The sequence below is a fragment of the Vibrio sp. Y29_XK_CS5 genome (genome assembly GCF_024181835.1).
GTDB classification, from domain to species: Bacteria; Pseudomonadota; Gammaproteobacteria; order Enterobacterales; family Vibrionaceae; genus Vibrio; species Vibrio harveyi.
In genome coordinates, this window is the sequence record NZ_JAMZAM010000001.1 from 1,526,927 (window position 1) to 1,544,349 (window position 17,423).

17 protein-coding genes are annotated in these 17,423 nt (G+C 43.8%); 8 read left to right on the plus strand and 9 right to left on the minus strand.

All coding sequences use genetic code 11. The features are described from left to right. Positions 1-10: 10 nt before the first annotated feature. Positions 11-871: a glutathione-dependent disulfide-bond oxidoreductase gene (gene yghU / locus NL647_RS06880; RefSeq protein WP_038897823.1), complete on the minus strand. Its 861-nt coding sequence runs from the start codon at positions 869-871 to the stop codon at positions 11-13. Between the two features lie 215 nt (positions 872-1,086). Continuing rightward, positions 1,087-1,653 carry a TetR/AcrR family transcriptional regulator gene (locus NL647_RS06885; RefSeq protein ID WP_005452711.1) on the minus strand — a complete coding sequence of 189 codons (567 nt, stop codon included), beginning with the start codon at positions 1,651-1,653 and terminating at the stop codon, positions 1,087-1,089. Positions 1,654-1,752: 99 nt separating this feature from the next. Here NL647_RS06885 and NL647_RS06890 point away from each other — a divergent pair, with 99 nt between their 5' ends. Further along, a complete protein-coding gene (locus NL647_RS06890; protein WP_253649880.1) occupies positions 1,753-2,286 on the plus strand; it encodes a dihydrofolate reductase family protein in 534 nt (177 codons plus the stop codon). A gap of 148 nt (positions 2,287-2,434) precedes the next feature. On the opposite strand, the gene NL647_RS06895 is transcribed toward NL647_RS06890, so the two are convergent. Both NL647_RS06895 and NL647_RS06900 read right to left on the minus strand, forming a co-directional pair. Next, positions 2,435-3,913 carry a hypothetical protein gene (locus NL647_RS06895; protein ID WP_253649881.1) on the minus strand — a complete coding sequence of 493 codons (1,479 nt, stop codon included), beginning with the start codon at positions 3,911-3,913 and terminating at the stop codon, positions 2,435-2,437. Further along, positions 3,906-4,496, minus strand: coding sequence for a chromosome partitioning protein ParA (locus NL647_RS06900; protein WP_253649882.1), 591 nt, complete (start codon positions 4,494-4,496; stop codon positions 3,906-3,908). The genes NL647_RS06895 and NL647_RS06900 overlap by 8 nt, the downstream gene beginning before the upstream one ends. 425 nt (positions 4,497-4,921) lie before the next feature. Here NL647_RS06900 and NL647_RS06905 point away from each other — a divergent pair, with 425 nt between their 5' ends. Then, positions 4,922-5,596: a carboxypeptidase-like regulatory domain-containing protein gene (locus NL647_RS06905; protein ID WP_238929522.1), complete on the plus strand. Its 675-nt coding sequence runs from the start codon at positions 4,922-4,924 to the stop codon at positions 5,594-5,596. 365 nt (positions 5,597-5,961) lie between these two features. Then, positions 5,962-6,630: a carboxypeptidase-like regulatory domain-containing protein gene (locus tag NL647_RS06910; protein WP_253649883.1), complete on the plus strand. Its 669-nt coding sequence runs from the start codon at positions 5,962-5,964 to the stop codon at positions 6,628-6,630. Positions 6,631-6,975: 345 nt separating this feature from the next. On the opposite strand, the gene NL647_RS06915 is transcribed toward NL647_RS06910, so the two are convergent. After that, the gene (locus NL647_RS06915; RefSeq protein ID WP_188014569.1) at positions 6,976-7,695 is read right to left on the minus strand and encodes a beta-ketoacyl-ACP reductase; all 720 of its coding nucleotides are present in this window, start codon (positions 7,693-7,695) and stop codon (positions 6,976-6,978) included. Positions 7,696-8,125: 430 nt separating this feature from the next. On the opposite strand from NL647_RS06915, the gene NL647_RS06920 reads away from it, so the two are divergent. Both NL647_RS06920 and NL647_RS06925 read left to right on the plus strand, forming a co-directional pair. Next, positions 8,126-9,610 (plus strand): DUF1800 family protein, encoded by a 1,485-nt coding sequence (locus tag NL647_RS06920; RefSeq protein ID WP_253649884.1) that lies wholly within the window; start codon positions 8,126-8,128, stop codon positions 9,608-9,610. Positions 9,611-9,615: 5 nt separating this feature from the next. Further along, positions 9,616-10,962, plus strand: a complete 1,347-nt coding sequence (locus tag NL647_RS06925; protein ID WP_199450999.1) for a DUF1501 domain-containing protein — start codon at positions 9,616-9,618, stop codon at positions 10,960-10,962. A 111-nt stretch (positions 10,963-11,073) separates the two neighbouring features. Here NL647_RS06925 and NL647_RS06930 read toward each other — a convergent pair whose 3' ends face one another. The 3 genes from NL647_RS06930 to NL647_RS06940 are packed head-to-tail and all read right to left on the minus strand — an operon-like array spanning position 11,074 to position 13,948. Beyond that, positions 11,074-11,880 carry a metal ABC transporter permease gene (locus NL647_RS06930; protein WP_017189559.1) on the minus strand — a complete coding sequence of 269 codons (807 nt, stop codon included), beginning with the start codon at positions 11,878-11,880 and terminating at the stop codon, positions 11,074-11,076. A gap of 3 nt (positions 11,881-11,883) precedes the next feature. Further along, a complete protein-coding gene (locus NL647_RS06935; protein ID WP_253650111.1) occupies positions 11,884-12,810 on the minus strand; it encodes a zinc ABC transporter substrate-binding protein in 927 nt (308 codons plus the stop codon). After that, a complete protein-coding gene (locus NL647_RS06940) occupies positions 12,800-13,948 on the minus strand; it encodes a hypothetical protein (protein WP_253649885.1) in 1,149 nt (382 codons plus the stop codon). The genes NL647_RS06935 and NL647_RS06940 overlap by 11 nt, the downstream gene beginning before the upstream one ends. 274 nt (positions 13,949-14,222) lie before the next feature. On the opposite strand from NL647_RS06940, the gene NL647_RS06945 reads away from it, so the two are divergent. Beyond that, positions 14,223-14,876 (plus strand): cupin domain-containing protein, encoded by a 654-nt coding sequence (locus NL647_RS06945; RefSeq protein ID WP_005452759.1) that lies wholly within the window; start codon positions 14,223-14,225, stop codon positions 14,874-14,876. Between the two features lie 81 nt (positions 14,877-14,957). On the opposite strand, the gene NL647_RS06950 is transcribed toward NL647_RS06945, so the two are convergent. Beyond that, positions 14,958-15,197 (minus strand): YdcH family protein, encoded by a 240-nt coding sequence (locus NL647_RS06950; protein ID WP_005452761.1) that lies wholly within the window; start codon positions 15,195-15,197, stop codon positions 14,958-14,960. Positions 15,198-15,430: 233 nt separating this feature from the next. On the opposite strand from NL647_RS06950, the gene NL647_RS06955 reads away from it, so the two are divergent. Together NL647_RS06955 and NL647_RS06960 are read left to right on the plus strand one after the other, a co-directional pair. Further along, the gene (locus NL647_RS06955; protein WP_253649886.1) at positions 15,431-16,234 is read left to right on the plus strand and encodes an SDR family NAD(P)-dependent oxidoreductase; all 804 of its coding nucleotides are present in this window, start codon (positions 15,431-15,433) and stop codon (positions 16,232-16,234) included. A 263-nt stretch (positions 16,235-16,497) separates the two neighbouring features. Next, positions 16,498-17,370, plus strand: coding sequence for a radical SAM protein (locus NL647_RS06960; protein ID WP_114092774.1), 873 nt, complete (start codon positions 16,498-16,500; stop codon positions 17,368-17,370). The last annotated feature ends 53 nt before the right edge of the window (positions 17,371-17,423 follow it).

Below are 17,423 nucleotides of genomic sequence, written 5' to 3' on the forward strand. Positions count from 1 at the left end.
GATGAAGCGATTACGCAGACTTTTTCGCTAGTGCGGAATCAATGTCTGCAGCGCTGTGACGCTCAGGTACCTGTTCCCACTCTTCACCCCATGAACGGTTAACAATACGACCACGTTGTACTGCTTCGCGTTCATCAATCGCTTTCGCCCAACGCACAACATTCTTGTAGCTCTCCACATCTAGGAACTCTGCCGCATCATACGCACGACCCAGAACAAGGTTGCCGTACCATGGCCATGTTGCGATATCGGCAATACTGTACTCGTCACCACCTAGGAATTCGTTGTTCGCAAGGCGCTTATCCAGCACGTCTAGCTGACGCTTAGCTTCCATAGTGAAGCGGTTAATTGGGTACTCGAACTTCTCTGGTGCATACGCGTAGAAATGACCAAAACCCCCGCCTAGGTATGGCGCAGAACCTTGCAACCAGAACAACCAGTTCATTACCTCAGCGCGCTTCGCGCCTTCTGTTGGTAGGAAGTGACCAAACTTCTCTGCTAGGTAAAACAAGATGTTGCCAGACTCAAAAACATTCACCGGTTCAGCACCTGAACGGTCAACCAAAGCCGGAATCTTCGAGTTCGGGTTTACTGACACAAAGCCTGAACCAAATTGGTCACCATCGCCGATCTTGATCAGGTATGCGTCGTATTCAGCTGCTGTTACGCCTGCCGCCAAAAGCTCCTCAAACATGATCGTCACTTTCTGACCATTTGGCGTACCCATTGAGTAAAGCTGAAATGGGTGCTCACCAACTGGAAGCTCTTGCTCATGACGCGCGCCAGAATCCGGACGGTTAATGCTCGCCCACTGACCGCCATTTTCATTATCGTTTGTCCAAACTTTTGGTGGAATGTATTCGTTAGCCATTGTTATCCCTTATTGTGTTTGAATGCATCTTCAAACTGACGGCTCTAGCACGCCAGCAAGCATTATTGAAAGTATCCCTTCGCCTTTCGCTTCGGGCATAACCAAGATATTAGGTCTAATTAACCAAATAAAAGTCCTGTAATCTCTTTTAGTTAGAACCTTTGGTTATGGGAATTTCTTTCAGGGTATATACCCAAACACCGCGTGAATGTGAGCTAGGTTCGAGATACCAACAATGATGAGCAGATCAGACTTAACGGTCCATCCAACATATCAGTCTTAATCAAGCTCGCATCATGGCAACAGCTAATCGACAGCGCAAAACCGTGTAAGTAATCCGCCAGCAGATCCAAACTGTCTTTCTCTACTTGCTGGGATAAACCCAAGGGTTGAACAATCAATTGATAGCGCTCAGTAAACACTTGAGCCGGTCCGTGGGATGTCATGCTCAACATGGTTTGCAACAGCCCGTTATACTCACGCAACAGCTCAATATAACTAACGCACAGGTGTTTGAGTTCGCTTTGCCAATCTTCATTTGCTTGCGGTTGATAAATGTCTTCCACCAACGATGTTGTTAACGCTTCAAGCAAAGCATTTTTGTTTTTGAAGTAGTAATAGATCGCCATAGGATCCACATTCAATTGGGTCGCTAGCAGGCGAATACTTGGTACCTTTCCTTCCTTTTTCATCAATAACTTAGCCGACTCCAAAATGCTTTCTGCACTCAGTTGTGACTGCTTTGCGGTCGGTCTTCCACGTTTCTTTTCGTTGACAGACATTTGATCTTCTCGATAAACTCAGCATTATTCTACATTGTAGAATTAATTTTAACCCATACTTTAGCTTGGCTCAAGCATCACTACTTTGATGAGGTACTCATGGCAAATATCGTATTTATTGCAACCAGTCTGGACGGTTACATCGCAGATAAACAAGGCAAACTCGACTGGCTACAATCCGTACCAAATCCCGACAATATTGATACTGGCTTCTTCCCATTAATGGAACGTATTGACGGCTTAGTCATGGGGCGTAATACCTTAGATGTTGTGCTGAGTTTTGATTGTGATTGGCCGTACAGTAAACCCGTGTTCGTACTCAGCAATACCATGACAGAAGTCCCACAGGGCTACGAAGACAAAGTCTTTTTAGTAAAAGGCGTGCTAAAAGATGTGCTTACTGACCTGAATGCAAAAGGCTTTAACGAGCTATACATCGACGGCGGTGTGACGATTCAGAGCTTTTTAAAAGAAGATCTTATCGATGAAATGGTGATCACGCGCTTCCCTATTCTACTTGGCGGCGGCGCACCTTTGTTTGGTGATTTGCAACAGCCTCTCAACTTTAAAGTGACCAATTGCGAAGTTGTTTTGGATACCTTAGTACAAACCACTTACGTGCGTGAAAGGTAATCTACCTAGATAATTTAAACAAAAGAAAAACGCCCTTCCTAGAGATAAGAAGGGCGTTTTTTATTTGTATTGTTCTAGCTTGGCGGAGCTCGTTTTTGGACGAGGTCAACGCCACAAAGTCATCCCGTGCATTGAGCCTAATGTCTATTCATGATGTAGTCGGCAGTAGAATTGCGTAAGAATAAAGCTCGTACTTACTCTCTAGGTTTTGTTTCTCTATGAAATTCTTTTCTTTCTGCGAGTAAGGTTTTTTCGCCTCCAAATCAAGGAAAATACCTTGATAACTCCACCCTTTACGACGCAACTTACTCACTGATTGCTCTCCACTTTGTAGCTTTCTTCCATACCTATCTCTGACTGTCACAATAACTTTTGTATTTTCCGGCTGCTCATCATATCCGTACCATATTAATGCTTGGGATTTTTCACCCAGTATAAATGGGTCATCGTTTGGGATATCTGAGCATTGAACAACGGTAAACGTTTGGTTTTCTCTGTCTTTCTTGTCGTGTTGGTGAGATAAGTATTTCAAGCCTGCAACCGGTTTGAGCTTATAGTTGTAGTTGGCAGAATCATATTCAAAGTACGAGTCATCGTAATGTGGATACATAGCCTTTTCAAACCAATCCCCACTTGGATTATCGACAAATTTAATCTCTGGTGCAGCGTGACTTTCGACAAAAGAAGGCGTGTATTGATAGGTCACTTCAAAAAGATGCTCTTCCATGTCTGGGTTGGTCAGTGAATCAAACGCTCGTCCCACGGATTTCTTGATTTTGCTAATCGAGTCAGGATGAGTTAGATAGATTTCAATTAAACCGTGCCCTGCAATATCTGCCGTACTCGGTGCTATAACGGTATTTGGTACAGGGACAGAGCCGATTCCTGTTAGTTGCAAGCCATTAATAACAAGGTCAGACGTTGATAAAATATAGTCACTATCGGGGGTTAATGTTGGCGAGGCCGGCGCAATATGAACCACGTGAATATTATCTGCGTCGTATCCTAATTGAGAAACGACATACTCGTAAGATTGATTCACCCATAAGTTTCCTTGCGAGTGAGCAATATAAATTAGCTTTTTGCCTTTCCATGTATTGGAATCATTGATGAGTTTATGCTGCATCTGAGTTTTTTCAGTATCAGGTGAATCAATCGAAGCACTCAAGAGTTGTAAAAACTCACGAATCATCGTATTCATACCTTGGCTGACAAGATCAGAAACAAACCCTTTAAACCATGAAAAAGTCGCGCTAATTTTTTGGATAATGGAACTGTCCTGACGTCCGCTAACAATTTCCCAAAACGCTTCCCATCGGTCAAACTGCTTTTGACCCAACTCTTCTGTTCTTTGGTCAAAAGTTTCAGCAAAATCAGCTAAAACATTCAACCCGTTACTTTCAATGTAAGAGTCATTATAGAACAGTTGGTATTCAACGGGCTCACCGTTGAACTGTTCGATACCAAGAGTCGACTCTATTTTGTACTTCCCCTCCTTAGCCGAGTCTCGCGATGTAGCGACACCATTAAAAAAACTTATTGTGTATCCTTCTATATCACAGGAGTTCGCACTAACATGCACGGGAAGCACCATGCAAAGTAAAAAAGCATTTGTTAGCTTATTCACAGTACTTTTCCTCAGCTGGAAGCGATGTACTGACTGCACCATCTTGCAAATGATTGTAAGCCAGATAAGCCATAGTTCTGGCTTTTGTATTGTATGTTAATGCTCTGATTGTTTTTGACGTATCGATTAAATCATCTACTGGGATACCGACAAAATCTTTGCAAGCGATGACTTTATCGTATTCGTCACCAATCGCCATGGCTTTGTCAATATTAGCCTCAGTCTTCTCACTCCAATCATGATATAGATTCTTTTGAGAGTAACGCGCGTTTTGCTTAAGCGCACTGCGCACCGGCTCTGACACTTCTAACGCATTGATGAATGCCTCAATATCGTCGCGTATTCCGTCCTTGTTTTCATCACGACCAGTCAGGGAGTCGCTTCTGTCTAGTGTGTAATCAAATTTTCGATATAGCAGAGCAAATTGGTCATCAATTGTAGGCTGAGCTTTAAGTTCTTCAGCAAGCTCCGGTGTTTTTTTAAAACTCTGATATTGGCTATTGTGATTTGGCGCTGAAGGCGTGGTGTTTTGCTGGTTACAGCCAGAGAGAACAAGCAGAGCAAGTAGCGATAATTTTTTCATATGCATAATCCATGTTTTTTATGGATATTACATCTGTGCTTTACGGATAGACCAATTGCGTTTTGTTATACCGAGTAAACAACTGGCAACTTAATTCTCCAAATATTTATGCCTTTATCTTGAAACCAAAACGCCCTTAACCTAAGCGAAGGACATTTTTTTAATTTTTTAAGCTTAACTAAACTCATTGTTAGGCATAAAAATTGAGGATGCTAACCACAAATAACTTCTGTCCAGAGGCTGTCACATAACGCATCTAAGGAAATTTCAGTCTAATATACTATTGAAAAAATGAAGGTTCCTGTTAACGGAAAATATAATAGAAAGCCGCTCCAATGAACTGACGTCTCATTTTTGACAACAAATTCAAATTGATCACTATCTTGCCTTAGACAATATTGTCAGTTCTGTTTTTGGCATATAGCATGCCAGAGATAAACTATATGCATATCAATGATTTGGATATGCTTAGAGGTTTACTATCGTTAACACACCTCAGTTTTCTGTTAGTTTTTACACTTTCAGCTTTTGGCTTGGAGAACAAAATGTTTAGAAAGAAAACGGTTCAGCTGTTCCCTCCAGTGACTGGAAAACTTACCAACAATGGCTCTCCCTTACATGGTGTTAAAGTAAAAAGAAGCTATGAATTTATCGATGTTACCGATGGTGAAATACATGACTACACGACAACTGACAGTGAGGGACGCTTTAGTTTTCCTGAGTTAACCATGCAATCACGCCATGCCGACAATCCCTTTGCTACCAATGTTATCTGGCAAGGTATTCGTATTGAAAGTGATGATCCAAGCAATGCTGAAGATGATGAAATCTACCTATGGGATGCGAACTCTCGAGGGGTTACACATAATGCTTACTTTGTAGAGATGTTATCTGCTCTAAATTGCGATCTATCGAATAGTGAAGAAGTGATTTATGTGTATAACTCAAAATACCCCAGTGGCGTAATTGTATACCCTATAGTCAGCATTTGTAGATGGCCTAAACGATCTGAAATTGAAAAAAGAAAAGCCGCAGACATTGAAGAGTTTGATGAGCTTAAAAATTTGGATAAGTACGGAAATATTAATGGATTAATTTAGGGGATAAAAGTGACAATACTTCCTCCAAGGTTGACCTCTGAGCTAACTAATTTTTTCTATTCTATTCTTGAATAAAAAACGAAGAATTGATCTCTTACTTCACATACAAAAACATTTCTAAACTCATTGTTGGATATAATCATTTGAGGACATTAACAACAAATAACTTCTGTCCAGAGGCTGTCGCATAACGCATCTAAGGAGGTTTCAGTCTAATAAACGATTGAAAAAATGAAGGTTCCTGTTAACGGTAAATATAATAGAAAGCCGCTCCAATGAACTGACGTCTCATTTTTGACAACAAATCCAAATTGATCACTATCTTGTCTTAGACAATATTGCCAGTTCTGTTTTCGGCATATAGCATGCCAGAGGCAAACCATATGCATATCAATAGTTTGGCTATGCTTAGAGGTTTACTATCGTTAACACACCTCAGTTTTCTGTTAGTTTTTACACTTTCAGATTTTGGCTTGGAGAACAAAATGTTTAGAAAGAAAACGGTTCAGCTGTTCCCTCCAGTGACTGGAAAACTTACCAACAATGGTTCCCCCTTACCTGGTGTTAAATTAAAAAGAAGCTATGAATTTATCGATGTTACCGATGATGAAATACATGATTACACGACAACTGACAATGAGGGACGCTTTAGTTTTCCAGAGTTAACCATGCAATCACGCCATGCCGACAATCCTTTTGCTACCAATGTTATTTGGCAAGGTATTCGTATTGAAAGTGATGATCCAAGTAATGCTGAAGGTGATGAAGTCTACCTTTGGAGTGCGAACTCTCGAGGGGTTACACATAATGCTTACTTTGTAGAGATGTTATCTGCTCTAAATTGCGATCTATCGAATAGTGAAGAAGTGATTTATGTGTATAACTCAAATTACCCCAGTGGCGTAATTGAATACCCTATAAGTAGTATTTGCAGATGGCCTAAGCGAGCTGAGATTGAAAAAAGAAAAGCCGCAGACATTGAAGAGTTTGGTGAGCTTAAAAATTGGATAAGTACGGAAATATTAATGGATTAATTTAGGGAATAAAAGTGATAATACTTCCTCCAAGGTTAACCTCTGATCCAACTAATTTTTTCCATTCTATTATTGAATAAGAAACGAAGAATTGCGCTCTTACTTCACATACAAAAACATTTCTAAACTCAAAATAGCGAAATTAGAAAAGTCTTGGCTATAACTTCAATAAAACGCTCAATCGTTTATATCGAGGCGCCAATGAGGCTGTTAAGCGTTTTTATGATTAACAGCTTCAACCTGTTTTTATGGAAAACGGGTTCCAATAACTAAGTTGACTCTATCCAACAAAAACGCCCTTCACTCAGATGAAGGGCGTTTGTTATTTGAGGTTTAGTTCGTTGGTTAAAGCACTAAACCACCGTCAATCTTGAGCACTTGTCCTGTAATGTAAGCGCTCTTGTCGGAGGTGAGGAAGGACACACCATTAGCGATGTCTTGTACTGACCCCATTCGACCTAATGGGGTTTTGCCTTCCATCATTTCAATGACTTTTTCTGGTAGGTTTTTGGTCATGTCGGTGGCGATAAAACCTGGCGCGACACAATTGACGCGGATCTGTGCCCCCTTTCTCGATAGCTCTTTCGCCCAGCCTTTGCTCATTGAAATAACGCCGCCTTTACTTGCGCCATAGTTGCTCTGACCGATATTGCCATCCGTTCCCACGATAGAAGAAATGCTTACAATACTGCCCTCCCCCTGCTCTAGCATGACAGGGGCAACACGTTGAGTTAGTAAGAATACGGCTTTTAAGTTCACGTCGATAACGCTGTCCCAATCTTGCTCTAGCATGTCTGGCAGCAATGCATCACGAGTAATGCCGGCGTTATTAACCAGCGCATCAATTCTGCCATGCTGTTTTACGATACTATCTACCACTTCGCTAACGGTTGCGGCATCGCACAAATTGACTTGATAATTGCTTAACTGCGCTGACTGGCTCCATTCCACAGGCGATATATCCAGCCCGACTACGTGGAATCCATCCTCCAGTAATTGCTCACAAATAGCTTGGCCAATACCACGAGCCGCACCAGTGACTACTGCTACTTTTTCCGGTTTCATCTTGGTCTTCCTTAAATGTTGAGATTACAAATTCGCTGTTATCCCTAGCGTTTGTTGTTTTTATGCTTAGTCGCATTACAGCTGCGCTTCTCGTACGCAGGGTCTTTCATAAACTATAGAAACAGTCTGGGAGTCGGATGTGAACTAATCAAGACATCTTGATGATGATTTGCCAAATAATGCGTTTCCGTCACTGTTCTATCGATGTTGCTGCGTAACAAATGCGCTTTTTGTTGAATAAGCAGCCTTTCACTTAAAGCTCACCCATTTAATTCTTAGATTATGCAGCAAAGTCACAATAAACCTGTGGGTATTACATTCTTGTTATCAAAAATCTGGATTACGATTTTAAAGATACAGCGTGCTTTTAAACATGGATGCGAGAAAGACGCCTCACCTGACAAAGATAACAATACCTACGGGAGATAAAATGAATCAGGCTTACATAGATGCAGCAAGAACGCTGCAACAGTGCACATTTGGGCCATCCCAACGTGACATTAATGACCTCGTTCAATCAGGAAGCATTGAAAACTGGGTCGCTCAACAAACACTTATCCCTTCTTCATCTTGGCTTACTCACTTTGAACAAGATGAGTTGAATGTTCCCGACTTAGGACAGGGCTTGTATTACGCCAGCAGTTGGACGCGCATGACGGTGGAAGGCAACGATATTCTGCGTCAACGCATCGGTTATACCCTTTCTCAACTGTTTGTCGTGAGCGTAAAAGACCCAGCATTTAGTGCGGCGTCTAAGCGTCGTTACATGTGTAATTACTTCGATGGGCTGCTCGATAACGCTTTTGCGAACTTCCGTGATGTGATTCGCTTTGTATCGAAATCGCCAATCATGGGCGAATACCTAACCTTCGTAAACAACGTTTCTAATGAGCTCACTGCACCAGATGAAAACTACGCGCGAGAGCTGTTGCAGTTATTCACTCTTGGTCCTGTCAAGCTTCGTAATAACGGTGAAGTCCGTTTGGATGCCGAAGGTAACGAAATGGCATCTTACACCCAAGAAGATATTGAACAACTGGCCCGCGTGTTTACCGGCTGGAAGTTCATTGATATCCGCGGTAATGACAAATACAGCCAACCGATGTTGCCACGCGGCGAGCATGACATGGGCGAAAAACGTATTCTTGGTAAAACCTTCCCCGCCGGTGTGGGTGCAGAGGATGAGCTGGAAGCAGTGATTGAGCATTTGATGAAGCAGAACACACTCTACACTTTTGTAACCAAGTTCTTCATCAATAAGCTTGTGACCAGTAACCCGAGAGCGGGCTACATTCGCCGTGTCCGCCGGGCATTTAAACGCTCTGATGGCGACATGCAAACTCTAGTAGTTGCGATTTTAACTGACAAAGACGCCCTGCGTTCTGGTAACTCAGTGGGCAAATTGCGTGACCCGCTATCTGTCTTTACTCATGCGATGCGCACTCTGCAAGTGAAGCGTCGTGACGGTGTGATGATGTGGCCAAAACAATTCAATTGGTATAGTCGAACGTTGCCTTTATCTGCCCCATCTGTGTTTTATTACTATCAACCTGATGACGCGCCAAATCATCCTGATTTTAATGGTTTGGTGGCCCCCGAGTTTAATGTGTATCAATGGCATGACATATACCAATACGGGATTCAGTTCCGTGAGTTGATTGCTCGCTTCGAACAGGAAAACAAAGATTGGTACATGGATGAAACCTTGTTCATCCGTTACCTTGCGTTTGATGATGAAGGGGTTGTTGATTACCTCAACGAGCATTTGTTCGCTTTTCAAATGAGTGAGCAAGCGCGCCAATGCTATCTCGATTACCTCGCTCAGTGTCCGGGACGCAAACCGGAATGGCGCAAAGAGATTAAGAATCTCGTCATGAACGCACTGCTTTCACCAGAATTCATCACACAGGGGTAAACATCATGAACTTAACTCGACGTCGATTTTTACAAGCAAGTTCCGCTGGTGTGGGTATTTCTGCGCTGAACCTAGCGGCATTTCCTACCTTTGCTGACTCGTTTAGTCAATGCCAAAACGGATATCGCGCTGTTGTCGGCATTGACCTTGCAGGCGGTAATGATGGCTACAACATGCTTATTCCAACGGCAGCCAATGCCAACGCTCAATATCGCGCCCTACGTGGCAATTTGGCTTTGGATGAAACTACGTGTATTTACCTAGATGCCGTGAACGACACCGCAAAGCTGGCGCTCAACCCTGCCATGGCGGCGCTCAAACCTTACTGGGACAGCGCGAACCTTGTACCTGTGATTAACCTAGGACCACTGACTCAACGCGTAAACAACGTGATATATGGCGAAAGTACGCGACCAGCGCATCTGTTCAGCCACTCGCATCAATCCACCATGGTTCAGTCTCATGCGACCAAGTCTTTATCGAAAGAAGGCTTTGGTGCAAAGACATCCACCGAGCTAGGTACCATGCTGCGCAATCTAAACGAACTATCGCCAATGTTTGATATTGGCGGTACACAGGTGTGGACAAATTGTATTGAAGCACAATCCAACTCGGTGGGATCTCAACCTCCAAGCGATATTTTTAATGATCAACGTTCACGCGACTTGTTCGATCAACTGCAAAGTACCGGCAGTTACAACAATATTTTTCAATCGCATTACGCAGGTGTCGCGGTAGATTCCACCAGAATGTATGAGCAGTTTAGTTCGATTCTGAATTCCGAGATCACCGATGTTTTCCCTGAAACACGAATCGGTAAGCAATTGAAAGCGGTGTTCAAGCTGATTCTGCATAAAGATCAATTCCAACATCCTGCTCAGTACTTCAGTTGTAAGTTGGGAGGATTTGATACTCACTCAGCACAAATCAATCGTCAAACTGGTTTGTTGCAAGAGTTGGCAGAAGCAATGGCAGCGTTCCAATTAGCATTACAAAACAATGGGTTGTTTGAGCAAGTGGCGACATTTACTCACTCTGAGTTTGGTCGAACTCTGATTCCAAACGGCACCGATGGCACGGATCACGGCTGGGCAAGTCACGCCTTAGTCATGGGCGGTGGTGTAGCAGGAAAAGCAATTGTGGGTGAGTACCCGGATTTATCTGAACATAGTCCGTATTTGCTTTCTCGTGGGCGTGTTATTCCCACCATTTCTTCAGATCAATTGCATGCAAGTTTGATGGCGTGGTTGGGCTTATCGGAAACCGGAATCAATCAATTATTCCCTGCGTTGGATAACACTTTGACAGATTCGATTCAGCCTCAAATTCTCCCTATTTTCAAATCTTGCTAAAATAGAAACAGAGAGAGTGGCTAATTGGTCTATAAACGAAGACTGATCAGGCGTTACTAATAAGAAAAAGCAGTGCTAAACAAAAGGCTCCGTGAATGCGGAGCCTTTTTATCATTGCGCGATATGCTCTTGACCTTTGCAAGCAGATTGCGATTTGAGCAACCAAGGTTGCAGCAAAAGATTGAACAACATACCTGCGATAAACAAGGTGATGACAATACTCGCCCCGCTTGGTAAATCGTAACGAGCCGAAACAGCAATGCCCGATAGTATTCCGACAATACCAATGCTGATACTCGCAATAAAGAACCGAATCCCTTTCAATGCTGCGGCGCACAAAGCCGGAATCACCAACAACGCAAATTCTAAGTAAATCCCCGTGAGCTTGACCGTAATCGGCATCAAGATAGCAAAGATAAGATAGAAGCCACTGCCCAGCATAAACTCAGGCTTGAACCATACCAACAGCAGCATCGCCGCGGTTATCAAAGCCAAAGGCCAAACGTCCGCCCACGTTGCCCACAACAACTGACCATTAAGGATGCCTTGAATGAAGTCACCGCCATGTGGGTCTTTGCTCACGAGCAAAATCGCCAGCGATGCGGATACTACAAACAGGCTGCCGATCATCGGCTCTAAATGCTGTTGGTATCGCTTCTCCATTACAGCGATCAGACCACAAAGCAATAACGACATCACCCAAGGACCAACCATCTCACCAAAGAAGGAGCCTGAAAACAGTGCGTATTGGTTCAACCAATAATGGCTGAGCGCAGCTCCCAAAGCGGCAACTTGTGCCACCGCCAAATCAATAAAGATGATCTGTCGATTGAGAACTTGTTGCCCAAGAACCACATTGCCAACCAGAGCAATTAAGCCGCACAACACCGCTGGCAATAACCATGCATACTCAGCCATGGTTTAGATCTTCACCGGAATGGGTTGCACGAGCACGTCCAATAAATCGTCGATAACTTGATCGTACATTTCATCCAAGCTTTCACCTTTAGAAACCGTCAGTGGCAGTTGAATCACAGGTTTGTTTGTATGCTGCTGTAACCAATTTGCTGGACGCTGGTCTTGGTGAGATGAGTAAACAATCGCATCAAAACTATTGGCATCTAACTTGGTGAGTGATTGCAGGTGAGATGTGGTTGGCGAGATACCCGGTTTTGGTTCTAAGTCAGCAATTTGCTCCATGCCAAGCCAATCGTACAAATAACGATAAGTCGCATGATATCCCACCACTTGCTTCCCTTTTAATGGCGCGGCTTTTTCATTCCATTCATTGAGTTTTTTACGCCAATGCGCACGAAACTTCATGCCATTAAACTGGTACGTTTGCGCATTATCTGGATCGATGGTTTTCAAACGCTCGGTGATCGCATGCGAGAGTGGAATCATATCGTTGGCAGCAAACTGCACGTGCGGATTGCCATGGGCGTGAATGTCCCCCATGCTACGGTCGACGTGGTCATGAATATCTAACATTCGAACGAAATCCGTTGCGTAAATCATACTCGGTGCGCCGTTTTGTACCGCTGCATTGCTACTGCGTACTTGCAACATGGGTAGCCACCCTACTTCCAACTCGGCGCCGGAACACATTGCCATATCAGCTTGGCGCATCTTAGCAATTAGAGAAGGGCGAGCTTGGACGTAATGCGGATCTTGCTTTGCTGTGGTCGCAGAATAGATGGTGGCTTCTGGTGCGTGGCTTTCGAACAAGGCTTTCCATTCTGGCTCACAAACGAAGATGTTGAGAGCCAAAGCAGGCGAAGAGATGATGGCAGCCCCCGCCGCCATCATCGCTAAACTGCATTGAGTCAGTGTCAGCTTAGAACGCATGTGCACCGTGCGCTCCAAATGTCATAACGTATTGCAGAGTAAATACGTTATCTGTTTCGCTGTCTTGGTTATCGATACGAGTGTATTGCGCACGGATAGTACCAAAGTGAGAAGAATCCCACGCGATCATCGCATCTATCTCTTTATCATTCAGTGCAGTGAAGTGCATATGGTCGCCGTGAGCATGACCATCGTAGCTTTCTGCTTCACCGTAACGTAGACCTGCTGACCAGCTTGGGTTAAATCGGTAAACACCTGATACGTAGTATGCGCTTAGGTTATCTGGCGACTCCGCATCATCTTTAAACTTGCTGTCTACCACGCCGTCCAACAACATGTATTCCGCTGATAGCGTCAAGTTGCTGTATTTGTAATTACCATCTGGAGCCCATTTCCATACGAAATCTGCACCGTAAAGGTTTGCACCAGTGACTGCTGCACTATGATTATGGTCGTGACCATGCTCCTCTTCGTGACCATGACCGTGGTCGTGATCTTCGAACTCTTTCACTTTCCCGTTTTCGTTACGCAGGTAGCTTAAACCAAACTGCCAGCTAGACGACTCAGAGAAATCATTACCTAGTTTCAGCGTAGAAGTATAAACGCCTACTTTGGAGCCTTCTTCAACAGAAGACATCTTGCTACCACTTAATGCTTCAACGCCAAATTTCACGTACAGATCCGTTGGCAACACAATGTTTGCGCGTACACCATCATCGTAGTAGTGCGAGCCTAGGAATGTGCGGTAAGCAATCGGACGCTCCACAAAGCTGTCAGTGTGCATGTGTTGATTGTTCAGGTAACCAAAATCAGACAGGAATCGACCAGCACGAACATTGAGACCGTATGGAAGTGCCAGTGTCTCGACAAAAGCTTCTTCAAGCATCAATTCTGTTTCATCGCCATGGCTTTCTAATACTGCTGTTAGCGCACCGTGGAATTTGTCATCAATGTTTGCAGACATGTTCAACTCAGTGTGACCAAGACCAAAACCTTCTTCACGCTCTGAGTTATGACGTTGGCCATCTTGATAGTAACCGTCTAGCACTACGCCAATCTGAGGGTTCGAAAGCGTATCGGCAAAAACTGGGGAAACAAACAAGCTACCAACCGCTAAAGAGACCAATTTCTTATTCACTACGTTTTTCCTTATTTTGTTATGTTATAACATAACAAAGAGTAAAAAAAGCGAAGCATGTAACAATTTGTAAAATTAACTTATGTGTAAATTATCAATAATAATCATAAGGTTAACCGGCAAGCCCTCCGTATCACTCGAAAAATCCATACCTAACCTTGTGAAAACTCCTGGTTGGCAAACACGCGAAAGCGACTAGAATCGCTCTATTACCCAGATGACGCCAAGATGCTTGGATATACGTACTAGACATAAACAAATACTGGAAGCAACTATGTTAAACATGGATTTTTCACAACGCTTGGTGATTAAAACCGCAGAACAGGAATGGATCGCTAGCCCTGCTGTTGGCGTGTGGCGTAAACCGTTAGAGCGTGAAGCTAAAGAGTCAGGACATACCACCAGCATAGTGAAGTACGAGCCAAACTCAGCGTTTGCTACCCACCCTCATCCGTATGGGGAAGAAATCCTAGTGCTTGAGGGGGTGTTTTCCGATGAACATGGCGACTACCCTGCCGGAACTTATATACGCAACCCTCCGGGCAGCCAACACGCGCCTTTTAGTCGTGAAGGCTGTGTAATCTTGGTAAAACTCAACCAGTTTGATCCAAGCGATATTGAAACGGTACGAATTCATACTCATCAAGCAGATTGGCTGCCGGGTATTGGCGGATTGCAGGTGATGCCATTGCACGATTTCGAACACGAACATGTGGCGCTGGTAAAGTGGCCAAAAGGCGAAAGATTCCAGCCACACCGTCACTTTGGTGGCGAAGAGATCTTTGTATTATCGGGCGAGTTTAGAGACGAATTTGGTGAGTATCCAACTCACACATGGTTGCGCAGTCCGCACATGAGTGAGCACTTTCCTTTTGTGGAACAAGAAACGGTGATCTGGGTGAAGACTGGGCATCTACCCGTTAAATAGCGTGCTTAAGCTAACAACCCATCTTGCAGATACGAAAACGGCTCGAAGATTCGAGCCGCCATTGATGAAGCACTTGAAGGGTTATGCGCTCATTATTTTTGAGTAAAGCCAGTCTTTTAGTTCTGCACGGTTGTGTTTTAAAGTGTTCATTTCATGGTCGTCGATTGGGTTTCCTCGCAATTCGAGTTCACGGATTTCTTTGTCGAGCGTGTTGTAGTTTTTAGCGTTTTCAGCAAACGCGGAGTCGTTAGCTGTCAGTTGAGTGATGGTATCCAAATGTTCTGGGAATTCATGAGTTAATGAGTGATTTTCACCTAACATAGAGACCTCTTTGGCTGAGTATATTTTAAGTTAAACAAGCTGCTCAAATCTTAAGCAACGCTTAAAATAACCATAGCATTTCAAAGGGGGTGAATTCGTCGATTCGCCCACAAAAACACCAATAGATTGATTTTCAATTTTTCCTATAAAGTGTTTCCCCAACGCCCTCAATAGTCTAATGCGGAAGATGCCACTATGATTGTTTCATATCGAATTCATAAGGAATCTCAGCTATGCAAAAAATCATCCTGATCACAGGCTCTACAGACGGCATTGGTTTAGAAACAGCGAAAATGTTAGTGGCTGACGGACATCATGTGATCGTGCACGGTCGTAACCAAGAAAAAGTCCAAAACGTAGAACAGAGCTTGATTGAGATAAACGCAGGTAAAGTCGAAAGTATTGTTGCGGATTTGTCTTCTCCACGCGCCGTGAAACAGATGGTTGCAGAAATAGCAGAGCGCTTTGGCAAGCTGGACGTCATCATCAATAACGCTGGCGTATACGCAACACCAAACGCAAGAACTCAAGATAACCTAGATGTGCGTTTTGCAGTCAACACCATTGCGCCTTACCTACTGACAAAAGAGTTACTTCCGTTGCTTGGCAATACAGGGCGTGTAGTGAACTTGTCTTCTGCTGCGCAAGCTCCTGTTAGCATTGAGGCATTAATGGGTGACAAACCGTTGTCAGACGGTGAAGCTTATGCACAAAGCAAACTGGCACTTACCATGTGGTCACGCGTGATGGGATTACAGTTGAAAAACGTCGGTCCTATGGTTGTATCAGTCAATCCAAAGTCTCTACTTGGTAGCAAGATGGTAAAAGACGCTTACGGCATTGCTGGCGGCGATATTCGCTTGGGTGCTGACATTTTAATTCGTGCCGCACTATCGGATGAGTTTGCACAAGCACATGGCGCTTACTTCGATAACGACATTGAAGCTTTTGCGGCACCTCATCGTGACGCCTTAAACGAGCCAAAGTCACAGCAAGTGATTGATGCCATTGAAACTGTGATTGCGAAGCTTGTCTAACTCAAGCCAAAATAAATATTGCTATTTTTGTTCAAGCACCTAGCTTCGGCTGGGTGTTTTTTATCTGCATTCCAACAAAATCCCTGCCCCTAATTATCAATAAAATCTAAAAACTCATTCGATAGAAACACCAATTATCAACAATTACCAACATTGTTAATCTTCGGTCATCGGGAATAAGGCGACGTTATATTGCGCTTATCCCCTCTGTCTTTAGCGAGCGATGGCACTGAATCATCCCGCCTTTAACTGGAGATCCATTTATGAACTATGAGGGCAAAGTTTACCGACCATGGCCGGAATACCGCAGCATTCTTATCCAAACTACGCTGGGCTGTAGCATCAATACGTGCACGTTCTGTAGCATGTTTGATGATAAGCGCTTTAAAGTGCGTCCCATTGAGGATGTGTTTAAAGATATTGAGGAAGCGCGCCTTATCTACCCACACGTAGAGTCGATCTTTCTAATCGACGGTAACGTTATGGCAGCACGCACGGATTACTTGCTCAAGATCTTCGACAAACTGCGCTCCACGTTCCCTGAGTGCAAAAAGACTTCACTTTACAGTGGCATGAACGATTTCCGCCGTAAAACCATTGCAGAGCTAAAAGAGCTCAAAGATGCTGGACTTGATATGGCGTATTCCGGTCTTGAATCGGGTGATCGAATTGTTCTAGAGCGCATCAAAAAGCGCATGTCACCAGAACAAGCCATTGAAGGCATGGCAATGGCGAAAGAAGCTGGCATCGAAGTATTGCTCTCTTTCATCTTTGGACTTGGTGGGCGTGAGCGTTCAAAAGAGCACATCATCGCCACAACCGATATTTTGAACCAAATGAATCCTGAGCAAATTGCCCCAATGGCACTTGCGATTCAACCGGGAACGGTGATGGAGCAGGAAGTGAAGAATGGTGAGTTCATTATGCCGACACAACTGCAGGTGTTGGAAGAGGAAAAATACCTGCTTGAAAACCTGAACATTGATACTTTTTACTGGGGCGACCATGGCAACAACATCGTTCCTCAAAAAGGTTGGCTGTTGGATTCTCGCGACGATTTTCTAAGAAACATCAATCACGCGATTGCGTCTAACCCAATGGCAAAAGACAACATCATCCAAACCTTTTCGTGGTAATGATGACGGGTTCAGATAAAACACCAAATCCCTAATAGGAACTAAGGAGTGAC

Bases quoted from the DNA above. Each gene is read 5' to 3' on its own strand.
- NL647_RS06905 (WP_238929522.1), top strand. From the start codon at position 4,922: ATGCCAGAGATAAACTATATGCATATCAATGATTTGGATATGCTTAGA.
- NL647_RS06900 (WP_253649882.1), bottom strand. From the start codon at position 4,496: ATGAAAAAATTATCGCTACTTGCTCTGCTTGTTCTCTCTGGCTGTAAC.
- NL647_RS06960 (WP_114092774.1), top strand. From the start codon at position 16,498: ATGAACTATGAGGGCAAAGTTTACCGACCATGGCCGGAATACCGCAGC.
- NL647_RS06955 (WP_253649886.1), top strand. From the start codon at position 15,431: ATGCAAAAAATCATCCTGATCACAGGCTCTACAGACGGCATTGGTTTA.
- NL647_RS06885 (WP_005452711.1), bottom strand. From the start codon at position 1,653: ATGTCTGTCAACGAAAAGAAACGTGGAAGACCGACCGCAAAGCAGTCA.
- NL647_RS06915 (WP_188014569.1), bottom strand. From the start codon at position 7,695: ATGAAACCGGAAAAAGTAGCAGTAGTCACTGGTGCGGCTCGTGGTATT.
- NL647_RS06945 (WP_005452759.1), top strand. From the start codon at position 14,223: ATGTTAAACATGGATTTTTCACAACGCTTGGTGATTAAAACCGCAGAA.
- NL647_RS06890 (WP_253649880.1), top strand. From the start codon at position 1,753: ATGGCAAATATCGTATTTATTGCAACCAGTCTGGACGGTTACATCGCA.
- NL647_RS06935 (WP_253650111.1), bottom strand. From the start codon at position 12,810: ATGCGTTCTAAGCTGACACTGACTCAATGCAGTTTAGCGATGATGGCG.
- NL647_RS06925 (WP_199450999.1), top strand. From the start codon at position 9,616: ATGAACTTAACTCGACGTCGATTTTTACAAGCAAGTTCCGCTGGTGTG.
- NL647_RS06920 (WP_253649884.1), top strand. From the start codon at position 8,126: ATGAATCAGGCTTACATAGATGCAGCAAGAACGCTGCAACAGTGCACA.
- yghU (WP_038897823.1), bottom strand. From the start codon at position 871: ATGGCTAACGAATACATTCCACCAAAAGTTTGGACAAACGATAATGAA.
- NL647_RS06930 (WP_017189559.1), bottom strand. From the start codon at position 11,880: ATGGCTGAGTATGCATGGTTATTGCCAGCGGTGTTGTGCGGCTTAATT.
- NL647_RS06910 (WP_253649883.1), top strand. From the start codon at position 5,962: ATGCCAGAGGCAAACCATATGCATATCAATAGTTTGGCTATGCTTAGA.
- NL647_RS06950 (WP_005452761.1), bottom strand. From the start codon at position 15,197: ATGTTAGGTGAAAATCACTCATTAACTCATGAATTCCCAGAACATTTG.